At 61.6% G+C, this 14488-nt stretch carries 10 protein-coding genes; 4 read left to right on the top strand and 6 right to left on the bottom strand.

The genetic code is table 11. The annotated features are described in order from the left end of the window. The first annotated feature begins 115 nt into the window (after window positions 1-115). Entirely contained in the window at window positions 116-1054 is a 939-nt protein-coding gene (locus DCO57_RS01295; RefSeq protein ID WP_208977726.1) for a hypothetical protein, read from the top strand. Window positions 1055-1123: 69 nt separating this feature from the next. On the opposite strand, the gene amt is transcribed toward DCO57_RS01295, so the two are convergent. The 5 genes from amt to DCO57_RS01270 all read right to left on the bottom strand — a co-directional run bounded on the left by amt (window position 1124) and on the right by DCO57_RS01270 (window position 9925). Continuing rightward, window positions 1124-4318, bottom strand: coding sequence for an ammonium transporter (gene amt, locus DCO57_RS01290; RefSeq protein ID WP_208977725.1), 3195 nt, complete (start codon window positions 4316-4318; stop codon window positions 1124-1126). A 349-nt stretch (window positions 4319-4667) separates the two neighbouring features. Then, a complete protein-coding gene (gene ilvD / locus DCO57_RS01285; RefSeq protein ID WP_116697034.1) occupies window positions 4668-6512 on the bottom strand; it encodes a dihydroxy-acid dehydratase in 1845 nt (614 codons plus the stop codon). Window positions 6513-6814: 302 nt separating this feature from the next. After that, window positions 6815-7921: an alkene reductase gene (locus DCO57_RS01280; protein ID WP_116697033.1), complete on the bottom strand. Its 1107-nt coding sequence runs from the start codon at window positions 7919-7921 to the stop codon at window positions 6815-6817. Window positions 7922-8035: 114 nt separating this feature from the next. Further along, on the bottom strand, window positions 8036-8536 hold the full coding sequence (locus tag DCO57_RS01275; protein WP_244287852.1) for a TetR/AcrR family transcriptional regulator: 501 nt from the start codon (window positions 8534-8536) through the stop codon (window positions 8036-8038). A gap of 201 nt (window positions 8537-8737) precedes the next feature. Next, complete coding sequence (locus DCO57_RS01270; protein ID WP_116697326.1) at window positions 8738-9925, bottom strand: ABC transporter substrate-binding protein; 1188 nt, start codon at window positions 9923-9925, stop codon at window positions 8738-8740. Between the two features lie 333 nt (window positions 9926-10258). On the opposite strand from DCO57_RS01270, the gene DCO57_RS01265 reads away from it, so the two are divergent. The 3 genes from DCO57_RS01265 to DCO57_RS01255 all read left to right on the top strand — a co-directional run bounded on the left by DCO57_RS01265 (window position 10259) and on the right by DCO57_RS01255 (window position 13390). Continuing rightward, window positions 10259-11434 carry an SH3 domain-containing protein gene (locus DCO57_RS01265; RefSeq protein WP_165814594.1) on the top strand — a complete coding sequence of 392 codons (1176 nt, stop codon included), beginning with the start codon at window positions 10259-10261 and terminating at the stop codon, window positions 11432-11434. A gap of 134 nt (window positions 11435-11568) precedes the next feature. Beyond that, complete coding sequence (locus DCO57_RS01260) at window positions 11569-12048, top strand: hypothetical protein (protein ID WP_116697031.1); 480 nt, start codon at window positions 11569-11571, stop codon at window positions 12046-12048. A gap of 145 nt (window positions 12049-12193) precedes the next feature. Beyond that, complete coding sequence (locus DCO57_RS01255) at window positions 12194-13390, top strand: lytic murein transglycosylase (RefSeq protein ID WP_116697325.1); 1197 nt, start codon at window positions 12194-12196, stop codon at window positions 13388-13390. Window positions 13391-13515: 125 nt separating this feature from the next. On the opposite strand, the gene DCO57_RS01250 is transcribed toward DCO57_RS01255, so the two are convergent. Then, window positions 13516-14487 carry a formylglycine-generating enzyme family protein gene (locus DCO57_RS01250; RefSeq protein ID WP_116697030.1) on the bottom strand — a complete coding sequence of 324 codons (972 nt, stop codon included), beginning with the start codon at window positions 14485-14487 and terminating at the stop codon, window positions 13516-13518. Window position 14488 lies beyond the last annotated feature (1 nt).

Raw genomic sequence — 14488 nt, 5'->3', positions numbered from 1 at the left:
CGGCGTTCTATGGATTATCGAAGCTGCATTTAACCGGATTTCAGGGGACAAGTAATAGTGTAGGTGGATCCTGCTAGCGGGAGACAACTTCGACAACACACCCCGGGGAGACAGGATGAGCGGAAACGCGCAACGGAACCGCAAAGGATTTGCGCGCCGGCACGCACAGCTGCTGCGGACCCTGCACGCCGCAGGGCTGCTGATTGTCCTTGCTCTCTGGCCCTCCTCTTCGCGGGCCGAGGGAACAGCGGACCTGGAAAATCACATACTCGGCATCGGCAATTGCCCCCCGTGGAATCCGCAATCCCTGGAGGTCTGCAAGCACAGTCTCGAAAAGGTCGTGACATCCCTGGCACCCAGGGTCGATGCGGGTCCCGACAATACCCATCAGCTCATCAACGAAGGTGCGAGCGCCGCCGCTCTCAAGCGCAAGGCCACCGAGCTTGCAAGCCGGCTCGGCCCCTCCGACCGGCTGATCATTTACGCCAATGTTCCGCTCGGCAAGGACGATACGGATCCGGCGACGGATCAGTCCGGTTATGTCCTTGAACTCTGGTCCGGCCAGAGACCGGAAACGGCCGGTCAGGCGATCAGCGAGGGAACCTGGATCTCCACCTCTGCCTTTGCCGCGATGATCCATACGATTCCGGCGGCTGAAGTCATACTCATTCTCGACACGAACAACTCTCACGCGGTCAATCTGCATCTTCTGGACGGCCATTCGGTCGACCTCAAGGGACGGCCCGAGGCCCTCGTGTCGTCCTCCGGCTCCGGCCAGGTGGCCAATTACTCCGCCGACAGGACCATCTCGCTCTTCGCCAAACATCTGGCGCTGGCCCTGCAGGCGACTGACGGGTCGATGCAGGATGTCATCGCCGAGGCCGTGAAGGGGACCCGCCAGGCGGCCATTCCGATTTGCGCGAATCTGAAGGAAACCGGTTCGGAAGAACGGATTGACGCCACGGACTGCAATCAGGTGCCCGAAATTCAGGATCCGGCGGACGTGCTGGGGCGGACCATGCTGATCCCCCTGCCGGAAACCCAGGTGAACTGATCCACCGGCAGGCATGTTCTCTGGAATTCGGCGGGCACCACGTTTTCGCTCACCCGACCGCCTGAGACGTCAGCTCGCCAGATTCTTGGGTGTGGCCGGCTCGAAATTCGACACACCAGTGAATTTCTGAATGTCCAGAGCCTCCTGAACCTCGGCCGGAACCTGCCGCAGGAGCCGGTCCACCGGGGCAGGCCTGCCGATCAGGAAGCCCTGCACCTCATGACAGCCATGCTGCGCCAGAAGCAGCAGCTTTTCCGTGTCTTCCACGCCCTCGGCGACGACACGCATGTTGAGTGCCTTGCCGAGACGCACCACGGTTTCGATGATCGCGAGAGATCCGTAATTGCCCCGGGCCTCGCTCACGAAGGAACGGTCGATCTTGATGCAGTCGAAAGGAAACCGGCTCAGATAGCTGAGCGAGGAATAGCCGACGCCGAAGTCATCCAGCGCGATCTTCACGCCGATTTTCTTGAGCCGCGTGAGAATGGAAAGCGCCCGGGCGTCGTCTTCGATCAGGGTATTTTCGGTGATTTCGAGTTCGATCCGTTCCGGCGGCACACCGGAATTCTCGATGACCCGCTGAACGTCGTCAACGAAGTCCCTGTCGCGGAATTGAACCGGACTGACATTCAGACTGATATTCGACGCGGTGATGGCCGTGGAGGCCATACGCAGGGCCTCGGACAGGACGTATTTGCCGATCGAAATGATCTGGCCGGATGCTTCCGCAACCGGAATGAACTCGGCCGGACTGATCAGGCCCCGCTCGGGATGATGCCAGCGGATCAGCGCCTCGTAGCTGTCGATCCTGCAGGTGGAAAGATTCATGCGCGGCTGGAAATACAGCTCGAATTCGTCTCCCGAAAGCGCTGCGGTCAGATCCTTTTCCAGAGCCCGGCGCTGGCGCACCTCGTCCCCCATCCCGGACTGGAACAGGCAGTAGGTGTTGCGGCCCCGGTTCTTTGCGTTGTAAAGGGCAATATCGGTGTTCGAGATGACCTGATCCGGGTCGTCTCCGCCCCTCATCAACGATACGCCGATGCTGGCTGTTGGCTTGAGAACGAGCCCCTGGCCGCAGTCGATCGGTTCAGACAGGGCCCGAACCAGCCGCATGGCCATGTCTTCGGCCTGATTGATGAACTGAATACTGTTCTGGATGATGGCAAATTCATCGCCGCCCAGGCGGGAAACGGTATCGCAACTGCGGCTGTATTTTCTCAGGCGATCCGCGGTGATGCGGATGACGGTGTCGCCCACCGGGTGACCATGCAGGTCGTTGATATCCTTGAACTTGTCCAGATCAACAAGCAGAAGCGCGGCCGTATGGCCGCTCCGTGCGCATTTGCCGATCACCTGCCTCATCTCCGCATTGAAAACGACCCGGTTGGGCAGGTCGGTGAGCGGGTCGTGCTGGGCCAGATGCAGGATCTGCGCCTCGACCTTCTTGCGCTCACGCAGGTCCACAAGCGCGGACACCCGCGTCGGGATCCCGCGGTAGGAGATGACCCGCGTGCGGATTTCAACAGGAACATGCTCACCGCTCCGGTTGATCAGGGTCACTTCCCTCGGCTCCTTCTCGGCCCGGACCAGATGCTCTTCCAGGGTGCCGGCCAGCTCATTGTCCACGAATTCGTAGAGGCCGCGCATTTCCAGCTCGTCCATGCCGTATCCGATGAGATCCTCGAAGGTCTTGTTGCCATCCAGGATGCGCCCGTCGACAGAGATCACGATGGCGTCGAAGGTAGCGTTTGCAAGAGCAGACAGCCGCTCCGCCTCCTCACGGGTCCGCTTGGCGTCCGCCACGCGGTTCTGCGCCTGTTCCTCATTCTGGACCGTGTCCATGAGCGCATTGAACAGGCGTGTCAGCCGCTCCGAGTCGTCCCCCCTGGAAACATCGAGGCGCATGGAAAGATCCGCCTTGCCGGCAATCAGCCGGTCGAGCGCGTCTTCCACATGACCGATCCCGAGGCGGGTTCCGTGTTCGGCTTCATTGAGGCCCAGGTCTTCACTCACGGCATCCAGCCGCATGGGCTGCAGGCGGTTGAGAAGCGACAGAAGAAGCCATCCGCCGCCGAAACACCAGGCAAAACAGGCAACCACACCACCGAGCTGAACGGCGAATTGCGCGCCCCTCGCGCCAAGCGGCAAAAGCTCCACAGGAGCCAGAAGAGACAGGGCCAGCGTGCCCACGACGCCGGAAAATCCGTGAACGCTGATGGCGCCGACTGGATCGTCGATCTTCAGGATGCGCTCCACAAAGACGGCACCGAGGATTGCGACAGTGCCGCCAAGCCCGCCGACGATCATGGCACCGGCCGGCGTCAGGATGTGGCACCCGGCGGTGACGGCCACGAGGCCGCCCAGCAGCCCGGAGATGGAGTTTTCAGGCAGAATATACTTGTCTTTGCAGCGACCGAGAAAATAGCCGACCGCTGTCCCCGCCGCAGCGGCGAGCACCGTATTGGTCAGGATTGCCGGCACGTCCCAGGATGCGGCGAGCGTCGAACCGCCATTGAACCCCAGCCAGCCGACAAACAGGATCAATGCACCGGAGGTCGCCAGCACCGCGCTGTGCCCCTGGATTCGGAACGGCTTGCCGTCCTTGCCGAACCGGCCGATCCTTGGCCCGAGCAATGCGCAGGCGGCGAGGGCAATCCAGGCGCCGGTGCCATGCACCACGGTTGACCCGGCAAAATCCACGAAACCGGCATTGCCCAGAACTGCCGTTGCGTCGGCATAAAGGGCAGTCCCCCATGCCCAATGGGCAAAGACAGGGTAAATCAGGCCTGCGGTCAGAACTGAGCACCAGACATAGGCCGACAGGCGCATGCGTTCGGCAACAGCACCGGAAATGATGGTCGCCGCCGTTCCGCAAAACATGACCTGAAAGGCAAAGACGGTAAGCTCCCAGGGATCGAGATCCGAAAGCCCGAGAAGGTGGGTATCAAAGCCGACGAAGCCGTTGCCTCCCGCTCCGAAGGCGAAGGCAAAACCGAAACCGGCGAAGATCAGGACGGAGACCGCCAGGTCGAGCAGGTTTTTCTGGGCAACGTTGATCGAGTTCTTGGAGCGGACAAGACCGGCCTCCAGCAGCATGAAGCCGACCTGCATCAGCAAGACCAGTCCTGCGGCGAACAGCACCCAGACCATGTCGAGCTTTTCATGACCGGTCACGGTCTCCACCGCTTCGGACGCCTGAACCGTTCCGGAAAGTATTCCCGCAACGCCAAAAACGGTTCCAGCGACAACCGACCGCATCATCATAAAATTACCCTGCAAATACGAACCGGGCACATGATTTCGCGCAGAGGTTAATTCTATCTTGCTAATTTTGACTATGTTTTTCGCGAATTCATTATGCCTACTTTCTTGGCACTCACACAAGTATTTCACTCGCGGACAAACATCACCAACCACATGTTTCAACTTCTGTATTTGAGCTGGCAGGATCTTAATGAAGACAAACAAGATGAATTTTCGCGCATGTGCGCGCTCAATAATTCATCAGGAGAACATTTTCCGGACATGCCGGATCGCGACGGTTTCCAGAAACGGTCGCCATAAAAAAGAGGCGGGATCAGGCCCGCCTCTTCGTCCAGACATTCCGGATAGCCTAATCGACGACCCGGACAGCACCCTTGGACGCGCTGGTCGTCAGTTTGGCATAGGCCCGAAGCGCGGTCGTTATCTTGCGCTTGCGTTTTTCGACCGGCTTCCAGGCATCGCTCCCCTTTGACTCCATCGCCGCCCGGCGACGTGCAAGTTCCTCGTCGGAGAGATCGACCTTGAGGACACGGTTGGGAATGTCGATAACGATCAGATCGCCTTCCTCCACGAGACCGAGCGCGCCTCCCTCGGCGGCTTCCGGCGAGATATGGCCGATGGAAAGCCCCGAGGAACCGCCGGAAAAGCGGCCGTCGGTGATCAGCGCGCAGGCCTTGCCCAGTCCCTTGGATTTCAGATAGCTGGTGGGGTAGAGCATTTCCTGCATACCCGGACCGCCGCGCGGGCCTTCGTAGCGGATCAACACCACGTCGCCGGCCTTGACCTTGCCCGTCAGGATCGCGGAGACCGCAGTGTCCTGGCTCTCGAAGATACGGGCCGGGCCGGAGAAGGTCAGGATGCTGTCATCGACACCGGCGGTTTTCACCACGCAGCCGTCTTCGGCTATGTTGCCGTAGAGCACGGCCAGACCGCCATCCTTGCTGTAGGCATGGTCCGCATCGCGGATGACCCCGGACTTGCGGTCGAGATCCAGTTCGTCCCAGCGGCGGTCCTGGCTGAAGGCGACCTGCGTCGGCACGCCGCCCGGCGCGGCCTTGAAGAACGTGTGCACGCTTTCGGAGTTGGTCTGGCGGATGTCCCAACGTGCAAGCGCCTCTTTCATGGTCGCGGCATGTACGGTCGGCAGATCGGAGTGCAGATGCCCTGCCCGGTCCAGTTCTCCCAGAATGCCCATGATTCCGCCGGCCCGATGGATGTCTTCCATGTGGACGTTCTCGATCGCCGGAGCGACCTTGCACAGGACCGGCACCTTTCTGGACAGCCGGTCGATGTCGTCCATGGTGAATCCGACCTCGCCCTCATAGGAGGCGGCGAGCAGGTGCAGGACGGTGTTGGTGGACCCGCCCATGGAGATGTCGAGGGTCATGGCGTTTTCAAACGCCTTGAAGTTCGCGATCGATCTCGGCAGGACGCTTTCATCGTCCTGCTCGTAATAGCGTTTGGCCAGATCGACGATCAGGTGGCCGGCCTCGACGAACAGGCGCTCCCTGTCCGCATGGGTGGCGAGCGTCGAGCCGTTGCCCGGCAAGGCCAGCCCCAGCGCCTCTGTCAGGCAGTTCATGGAATTGGCCGTGAACATGCCCGAGCACGATCCGCAGGTGGGACAGGCATTCTGTTCCATCGTAAGGACATCGTTGGCGGACATACGGTCGTCGGCGGCGGCGACCATGGCATCGACCAGGTCGACCGCCTTTTCAACGCCGTTTTCAAGCACCACCTTGCCGGCTTCCATCGGACCGCCGGAAACGAAGACCACCGGAATGTTCAGCCGCATGGCGGCATTCAGCATGCCCGGCGTGATCTTGTCGCAATTGGAAATGCACACCAGGGCGTCGGCGCAATGGCCGTTGACCATATATTCGACGGCGTCGGAAATCACTTCACGAGACGGCAGCGAATAGAGCATGCCGTCATGGCCCATGGCGATGCCGTCATCGACGGCAATCGTGTTGAACTCCTTGGCGACGCCGCCGGCCTTTTCCACTTCCCTGGCCACGAGCTGACCGAGGTCCTTCAGGTGTACATGGCCCGGCACGAACTGGGTAAAGGAGTTGGCGATCGCGATGATCGGCTTGCCGAAATCGCCATCCTTCATGCCCGTCGCACGCCACAGGCCGCGCGCGCCGGCCATGTTGCGGCCATGGGTGGATGTTCTGGAACGATAAGGGGGCATCGTCGTTTCTCCCTCGATTTGCAGGCATGCCGCACACTCCGGCGGTCCGTTTCCAGCCGAAGCAGAGCATGCGTCCGCGCCCGTTTTGATCTGCCATCCGGTTTGACAGGTTTCGGGGCAGAACGAAAGGTCTGAATAGGCAAAAAGTGTACGCTGCGGTACGGTTGACTTCCGCGCTCAGTCGCCTTGCCGGCGGGATGCCGGACGACGACAGCCGGTGCAGACACCCGCCTGCACCGGCCGTGTTTCAGACCGCCCCGGAGGGGTGGATGTCGGGCGGACTGAAACGGACTGGTTCGGGCCTACTGAGCTGCGAGGGAACTTTCCGCCAGAGTGGGATAATCCGTATAACCCTTCTCGCCGCCGCCGTAGAATGTATCCCTGTCGGGCTCGTTGAGAGGCGCGTTTCTTTTCAGCCGTTCGACGAAATCCGGATTGGCTATGAACGCGCGACCGAAGGCCACGAGATCCAGCGTGCCGCTTTCGACGGCCTCGATGGCGGAAGCCCGGTCATAGCCGTTGTTGCCCATTCTGGCGCCGTCGAAGAGCGCATAGAGCGCCGCGAGGTCACAGCCTTGCGGAATGTCGCGCGGGCCACCCGTCTGACCTTCGACAAGATGGAGATAGGCCAGCTCATAGGTGTTCACCAGCCTGATTGCATGGGAGAATGTTTCTTGCGGATTGCTGTCGGTGATGTCGTTGGCGTTCGAGAAGGGGCTCAGGCGAATGCCGACACGGTCGGCGCTCCATGCCCCCGTCACCGCATCCAGAACTTCCTTGAGGAAACGCATGCGTTTTTCCACGGTACCGCCGTAGGCATCGTCGCGCTTGTTGGCCCCGTCGCGCAGAAACTGGTCGACAAGATATCCGTTCGCACCATGAATCTCGACGCCGTCGAAACCGGCCTTGCGGGCATTTTCGGTCGCCTTCGCGAAATCCTCGACGATGGCCGGGATCTCGGCGGCCTCCAGAGCCCGCGGCGTCGGGGTCGCGATAAACTGTGTGCCGTCGAAGGTCTTTGAATTCGCGGCGATTGCAGAGGGCGCGACCGGATCCACGCCTCCGGGCTGAAGCACCGGATGGGAGATCCGGCCGACATGCCAGAGCTGTATGACGATCTTGCCGCCCTGCTCGTGAACAGCGTCGGTCACCTTCCTCCAGCCTTCGATCTGGGCCTGGGAATAGATGCCCGGGGTCCAGGCGTAGCCCTTGCCCTGGGGGGAGATCTGCGACCCTTCGGTGACGATCAGCCCTGCCCCGGCCCGTTGACGGTAATATTCCACGTGCAAATCATGGGGCGCGTCGTCTTCGGCGCGAGCCCGGTTGCGGGTCAGCGGTGCCATGACCACGCGATTTTTCAGCTCGATGGCGCCGGCCTTTGCCGGAGAAAACAATTTTGCGTCTGACATGGACAAATCCTTTCGGCTGTCATTGGGTCTGTTGACAAAATTATGGATCAATCAGTCCATAATCGGGCATGTGATTGCCCGGGTTTGGTGACGAGACAGGCTCCGGAACGCTTCTCAGGGAGAAAGGATCGTTCGGGCCTGTTTCAGGGTCTCGGCGATGCGTTCAGCCGGAATTCCGGCCTTGCGCAGCGCAAGGGTTCCGATGGCAAGCGATGAATAGGCACGCGCCCGGTCGCGTACGGCGTCCGGATTGTGCGGATCGATTGCCTTCGAGAAAATTTCCTCGATGGTTTCCAGATGGCGGCGCCCGATTTCGGCGACCTTTTCGTCATGCGGCGCGAGTTCCGTGATGCAGTTGACCAGCAGGCACCCCTTCGATCCGCCGTGCGGATCCGAGATGGCCTGCATCATCGCGTCGATCGCGTTACCTTCCGCGGTTTCCGCGACGTCTCTCAGGTTCCGGATTCCGTTGCTGGAATAGTGCTCCACCGCCCGCAGGAACAGGGCCTGCTTGTCTCCGAAGGCACCGTAGAAACTGGACCGGCTGAGGCCCATGGCCTTGGTCAGGTCGTCCAGCGAGGTTGCCTCGAACCCCTTCCGCCAGAAGATATTCATCGCGGCTTCCAGAGCAACAGCTTCATCGAAGTTGCGCGGCCGCCCCGGGCCGGGAGGTCTTGAGTCAGGCAGGTTCTGTGGGGACAAGGCGTTGGACATGATGTTGATATGGACCGTCCGGTCCGGAATGCAAGAGAGGCACATCCGGTTTCGGACTGATCGTTTCAAAACTCGGGAACAGCACGATGTGCCGTGACGGCATCACATCCGGCAGGAGCCTGCATAAGCATCGCCGACATCGTCAAACACCCGTGCGATCGCTTCCATTTCATAGAGCTTGCTGGTGCGCCTCACCCCTTCGACCAGATAGAAGTCCTGGATCGGAAACTGGTTGGAGTTGAAGCGAAAGTCGCCCCTCACGCTTTCGAAGGGCGCCGCGCCGATGGCGGAGACCAGGGCTTCCTGGTCCTTGATGCCTCCGGTCAGTTCGAGCGCGGAGTGAATGAGCCTGGCGGCATCATACCCTTGTGCGGCATAAACCGATGGCTGGTATTCATATTCCCTGCCGAAATCGCGCACGAAACGCTTGTTGGCGGGATTGTCCAGATTCGGCGCCCAGTGGGAGGCGGAAAACAATCCTTCGGCCATTTCCCCGGTATAGGGCAAGGTCACCGCGTTGATCGTATGGGCGGACAGGAACGGAATGATGCCCTTGAGGCCCGATCCGTGAAACTGCTTGACGAGTTCCACCCCCATGCCGCCCGGCATGAAGGCATAGATCGCATCCGGTGCGATTTCCTCGATCTGTGCGAATTCTTCCGAAAAGTCCGTCTGTCCCATCCGGGTGAACATCTCCCGGGCGATCTGTCCCTTGAAATGGCGCCGGAATCCGGCCACCGCATCCCGGGAAGCTTCATAATCTGGGGCAATCGTGACGACCTGCTGGTAACCCTTCAGGCTCGCATACCGGCCCATGGTCTCATGCACCTGGTCGTCCTGGGAGGCAATGGAAAAGAAGTAGCGGCTGCAATTGCGTCCGGCAATCGGCGCCGGGCCGGAATTGGTGCCGATGAAGAGGGTTTTCGATCGCACCACCGGGTCATGAACCGCCAGCATGACCTTCGAGAAATTGACGCCGACCATGATATCGATGCCGTTTTCCTCGATCAGTTTGGTCACCTGCCGGACGGCATGGTCCGGATCAAGCTTGTCGTCGACCACCAGGACATTGGTGGGCAGGCCGCCGAGCGCTCCATGGGCCTGCTTGACGGCCAGCAGGAACCCGTCGCGCATATGCTCGCCGTAGACTGCCGCGGGACCAGACAACGTGGCCATCAGGCCGATCTTCAGCTCCTGCACCTCCTGCGAGACCCCAATCTGACAGGTCAGACACAGACCGGCCAGCAGAGTGCCCGCCTGGGTGAAAAGTCCGAAGATCCAGCGTTTCATGGTGTCTTGTCCATTCATTCCAGTTGCAGCAGCGGCTCCAGATCGACCTGCTATTCCGGAAGCTTCCTGCCGCGAGATCTCGCGAAAGCGGGGGCTTCAGCCATTGTCTGCGTGCGCCGTCAGCAAATGATTCTCTCCCGATCATGGCAAAGACTGGTTAGGCTTTTGCAAACGGGGCAATCCGGATCCTCTCCATGTCACATTCTCGCAAAATTTCCTTGGAGCTGCCGCATTGCGGCCCGTGTCCCGGCGTATTGACGGAGATTAATGGTTCCGTCGAAAAGACGACCGCTCCGGGCATGCCCAGAAACGCAGATACAGCAGGAGGGCCACATGTATTCCTTTTCCGCGCCAGCCACCACTTGCGACCCCTTTCCAAGCCACGATCCGGAACAACACCCTCTGCCCGCGACGCGAAGCGATCTGCGGCTGGTCGAAATCCGCCCGCCCGCGACGGCTGGTGCCAGAACCGACAAAGGCCGGGTTCCCCTTGACCTTGCGGAAAAGGTTCTGCGCAGACACGCGGCAGCGGCGGAGACAGGCCGGGAAACGCTCCGCGCCCCGAAGCCGTCGTTCCGCAGGGAAAACAGTGCAACTGCAACTCCGGAGGTTTTTGAGCGCTCGCTTGAGGAAGATCAGACCCCGGCCCCGAACGAGGAAATCGCGGGCATGACACTTGACGAGCTTCCTTCGTCCGCACCGGGACACCAGGGGCCCAGGCTCAAAACACTGATCGCCAGCACGCTTGTGCTCATTGTCTTTGGCGGTGGCGCGATCGCCCTCGCAAAGTCCGGTTTGTTTGCCACCGGGCAGGTCAGCTCCCGTGAAGGTGCGGCACAGCCCATCGCGGTGGAGCCGACACTGGAAAGCCTGATCGAGTCCAGCCTGCCCGCACTATCCGACACCACGCCTGACCTTGCGCCTGCGGATGCGGCACGTTCGGACGATGCCGAGGAGCTACAGATCGCCAGAGCCAAGGAACAGCTGCGCGAAGCCTTCGCGGCCCAGGGTGTGACGGCCGGAACACAGACCGGACCGGCAGAGGCAAGCGGCGCAACCGGCCTCTCGCAAGGCAAGATACAGGCACGGCTGGACCCGCGCCGGATTGCCGCCCCGGCCGCCACCGTCCAACACCGCCCGCAGGATCCCCCGGCTCTCGCCGCTGCCACCGAAGCCGTTGCGCAACCGGACGCCACGGCCGAGTCCGGCACGCAAGAGCAGACGGCTCAGGAGGTTCGCGACGTTCCGCAAGCCGAAGACAGCTCCGCGAACGCCGCCGCCCCGAAGGCTTCCGGTGCCGATCCCTCCTTTACAACGACCGGCCGCATTGCCTCAGCCGTGAACCTCAGGCAGTCGGCGGACAAGAACGCGGAAATCCTTGCTGTCCTCCCGGCAGGTGCGGAGATCCGTGTCGGGGAATGCGGAGCGTGGTGGTGCGCCATACAACATGACGGGCAAACCGGCTTTGTCGGCGAGAAATTCCTGGAAAGGACCACGCCGGCCGATTGAATTCGACCGGCTCGGGTAGAGGTTTTTTAAGCCCGGCCGGATATTCTTTGCAGGTTATCGTGCCGCCTTTGGCACGGCCATGCCTTCAAGGACCGGTGATGATGGCGCCGGAGCCCGCGTGCAGGAGACGGACCATGCCCTACCCCGGAACCACCGGCCTGACCGTCATCGCCTTCCTCGCCCAGGGAGCAGCGTGCTTACCCTCTCTTGCGGATGGCACCGATTGCGTGACCTATGCCACCGACTATGCCAACACCCACATGGGCAGCGGAGATGTCGTGGGCGATGCGGTGGACGGCGGCATGACCGGAGCCGTTGCCGGCGGCGCGTGGAGAGGCCCTTCGGGAGCGCATCGCGGTGCCCGTGCCGGCGCCGCGCTCGGTGTCATGGACAATCTCGGATCCATGCCCGGCGGTTGGCAGGCGCTCTATGACACGGCCTACCAGATGTGCCAGCAGCAGACCTCCGGCGTGAATGCAGCCCCGCTCTATCCATCGCCGAACCTGGGCGCCCCGAACGCCGATTGCAGGTCCTCGGTCACCGTCGATGCCCCCTTGAGAAAAACCCCCGACGGAAGCATCACCGCCGGTTCCGGTTTCGGAAACTGCCAGTAACCGGACATCGCAAGGCGATCGCATGGTGGAAGACGCCACTGCAGGACCCGAGTGCGGTTGACCTTGCGGGCGAAGCGAAGTCAACTGTGGCCGATTTCAGGAAAGGCATTTCCTTTTCACAGGCTCAATGACGACAGGACTTTTCATGACCCGCCGCGCGCTTTTTTCCCCCCGGCTTGCCGCTGCCGCTCTCACCGGTCTTTTCCTTGCCGGTTCCCCTGCCCTTGCCCAGCAATGCGGCGGCGATTTCCGCCAGTTTCTGGCGGGCGTGAAACAGGAAGCCGTTGCCAAGGGCCTTTCCGCACGGGCTGCCGACAAAACGCTGGCAGGAGCGCAGATCGACCGGAAGGTGCTTTCGCGCGACCGGGCACAGGGCGTCTTCAAGCTGACCTTCCTGGACTTTTCCAAACGGGTCATTTCCGGCTACCGCATGAAAAACGGCGCCGCGAACATGAAGAAATACGCCGGCATCTTCCAGCGCACCGAGCGGGAATACGGTGTGCCCGCGCCCGTCATTACCGCCTTCTGGGCGCTTGAGACCGACTTCGGCGCGGTTCAGGGAGACTTCAACACGGTCAATGCGCTGGCGACACTCGCCCATGACTGCCGCCGCCCGCACCTCTTCCGACCGCAGCTCATCGCGGCCATCGAAATGGTCCAGCATGGTGATCTCGATCCGCAGCGCACCACCGGTGCCTGGGCCGGTGAGATCGGCATGGTGCAGATGCTGCCCGAGGACATCATCAAGTTCGGCAAGGACGGCGACGGCGACGGTCATGTCAAGCTGAAGGAAAGCGCCGCCGACGCGATCCTGACCGCCGGTGCCTTCATTCATCATCTGGGCTGGCGCCGGGGCGAACCCTGGCTCCAGGAAGTGACCGTGCCGCAGAACCTGGACTGGGCGGCGACCGGGCTGGGCAAGACCAGAACCGGCGCGCAATGGGCATCCCTCGGGGTGAAGTCGCGCTGGGGCAAGATTTCCCCCAACCTGCCGGCCTCCCTGCTGCTGCCGCAGGGACGCAAGGGTCCGGCCTTCCTCGCCTATCCGAATTACAATATCTACCTGGAATGGAACCAGTCGTTCATCTACACGACCACCGCCGCCTATTTCGCCACCCGGCTGGCCGGGGCGCCGGTCTACAATGCGGGAAATCCGGAGCCGGGCCTGAACGACGCCCAGATGAAACAGCTTCAGACCAGGCTCAAGAGCATGGGGTACGATGTCGGCAAGATCGACGGCATTCTGGGATCGGGAACCCGCGCGGCCGTTCAGCAGGTGCAGCAGAAGCTCGGCATGCCCGCGGATGCCTGGCCGACCCCCGCATTGCTCAACAGGCTGTAATCGGCAGCGGCAATCGGGAAAGGACCCCGGTTTTCCGCTCCCCCGGCCGAGTGACGGGAAATGGACCCGTCAGGTCGTTGCCTGCGCGTAGGCGCATATGTGGCACGGGACCGTCCGGCGCTGCCCTATTCCACATCCTGCACGATCCGGAAACCGATGTGGTTGGAGCCGAGACTGCGTTCGGCATGCTGGCGGGCGGACGGGCGATAGCGCAGACAATAGGACGGGGCACAGAGCCAGGATCCCCCCTTGACCACATGCATTGGCCCCACGGCTTCATGGGCGAATTGCGCGGCAAGTTCGACAGGCGGCCCCGACGGATCCGTCGCGGCCTTGTTCGGGTGACCGGGCACCCACCAGTCGGCGACATGCTCCCAGACATTTCCGGCCATGTCGTAGAGGCCGTATCCGTTCGGCTCGAAAGACCCCGCAGGGGCCGAACCGTGATAGCCGTCTTCGGCGGTATCGATCGACGGAAAAACGCCCTGCCAGGTATTTGCCTTCCAGCCCTGTGAAGGATCGTAGGTCTCGCCCCAGGTGTAGTCGGCCCCGTCGAGACCGCCACGGGCGGCGAATTCCCATTCGGCCTCGGTCGGCAGACGTCCGCCGGCCCAGCGCGCATAGGCCCTGGCATCATCGGGGGACACCTGAACGACGGGATGGTCTTCCAGGCCGTCGATGGAACTTTCCGGACCTTGCGGATGACGCCAGTCCGCGCCGGGAACATACCGCCACCAGTGACGGAAATCGTTCAGATCAACCTGCTGCAACGGCTGGGCGAAAACCATCGATCCGGCCTTGAGCAGATCTCCGGAAAAGGCCGGATGCTCCTCGGGGTCCAGATCCTTCTCGGCCGTCGTCACATAGCCCGTCGCTTTCACGAATGCCGCGAAATCGGCATTGGTAACCTCCGTCGTCCTGATCAGAAACGGCGCAACGGTAACCTCATGCTCAAAGCGCTCTTCCCGATAGTGGCTTTGCGAGCCCATCAGGAACGTGCCGCCTTCGATCCGCACGAAATCACCATCGGCAAGGGCGGAGGACGCGCAAAAGCCGATCCCTGCGAGCACCAGAACAAGTGCGGATGAAGACGGCATC

It is taken from the genome of Labrenzia sp. 011, from assembly GCF_003075075.1.
Taxonomy (GTDB): domain Bacteria; phylum Pseudomonadota; class Alphaproteobacteria; order Rhizobiales; family Stappiaceae; genus Roseibium.
Note: the sequence above shows the minus strand (reverse complement) of the source record. Positions and strands in the feature narration are given on the sequence as shown.

What these genes read in the sequence shown, in the direction of transcription:
- amt (WP_208977725.1), bottom strand. Translation starts at nt 4,318, where the DNA reads ATGATGATGCGGTCGGTTGTCGCTGGAACCGTTTTTGGCGTTGCGGGA.
- DCO57_RS01260 (WP_116697031.1), top strand. Translation starts at nt 11,569, where the DNA reads ATGCCCTACCCCGGAACCACCGGCCTGACCGTCATCGCCTTCCTCGCC.
- DCO57_RS01295 (WP_208977726.1), top strand. Translation starts at nt 116, where the DNA reads ATGAGCGGAAACGCGCAACGGAACCGCAAAGGATTTGCGCGCCGGCAC.
- ilvD (WP_116697034.1), bottom strand. Translation starts at nt 6,512, where the DNA reads ATGCCCCCTTATCGTTCCAGAACATCCACCCATGGCCGCAACATGGCC.
- DCO57_RS01255 (WP_116697325.1), top strand. Translation starts at nt 12,194, where the DNA reads ATGACCCGCCGCGCGCTTTTTTCCCCCCGGCTTGCCGCTGCCGCTCTC.
- DCO57_RS01280 (WP_116697033.1), bottom strand. Translation starts at nt 7,921, where the DNA reads ATGTCAGACGCAAAATTGTTTTCTCCGGCAAAGGCCGGCGCCATCGAG.
- DCO57_RS01270 (WP_116697326.1), bottom strand. Translation starts at nt 9,925, where the DNA reads ATGAAACGCTGGATCTTCGGACTTTTCACCCAGGCGGGCACTCTGCTG.
- DCO57_RS01275 (WP_244287852.1), bottom strand. Translation starts at nt 8,536, where the DNA reads ATGAATATCTTCTGGCGGAAGGGGTTCGAGGCAACCTCGCTGGACGAC.
- DCO57_RS01265 (WP_165814594.1), top strand. Translation starts at nt 10,259, where the DNA reads ATGTATTCCTTTTCCGCGCCAGCCACCACTTGCGACCCCTTTCCAAGC.
- DCO57_RS01250 (WP_116697030.1), bottom strand. Translation starts at nt 14,487, where the DNA reads ATGCCGTCTTCATCCGCACTTGTTCTGGTGCTCGCAGGGATCGGCTTT.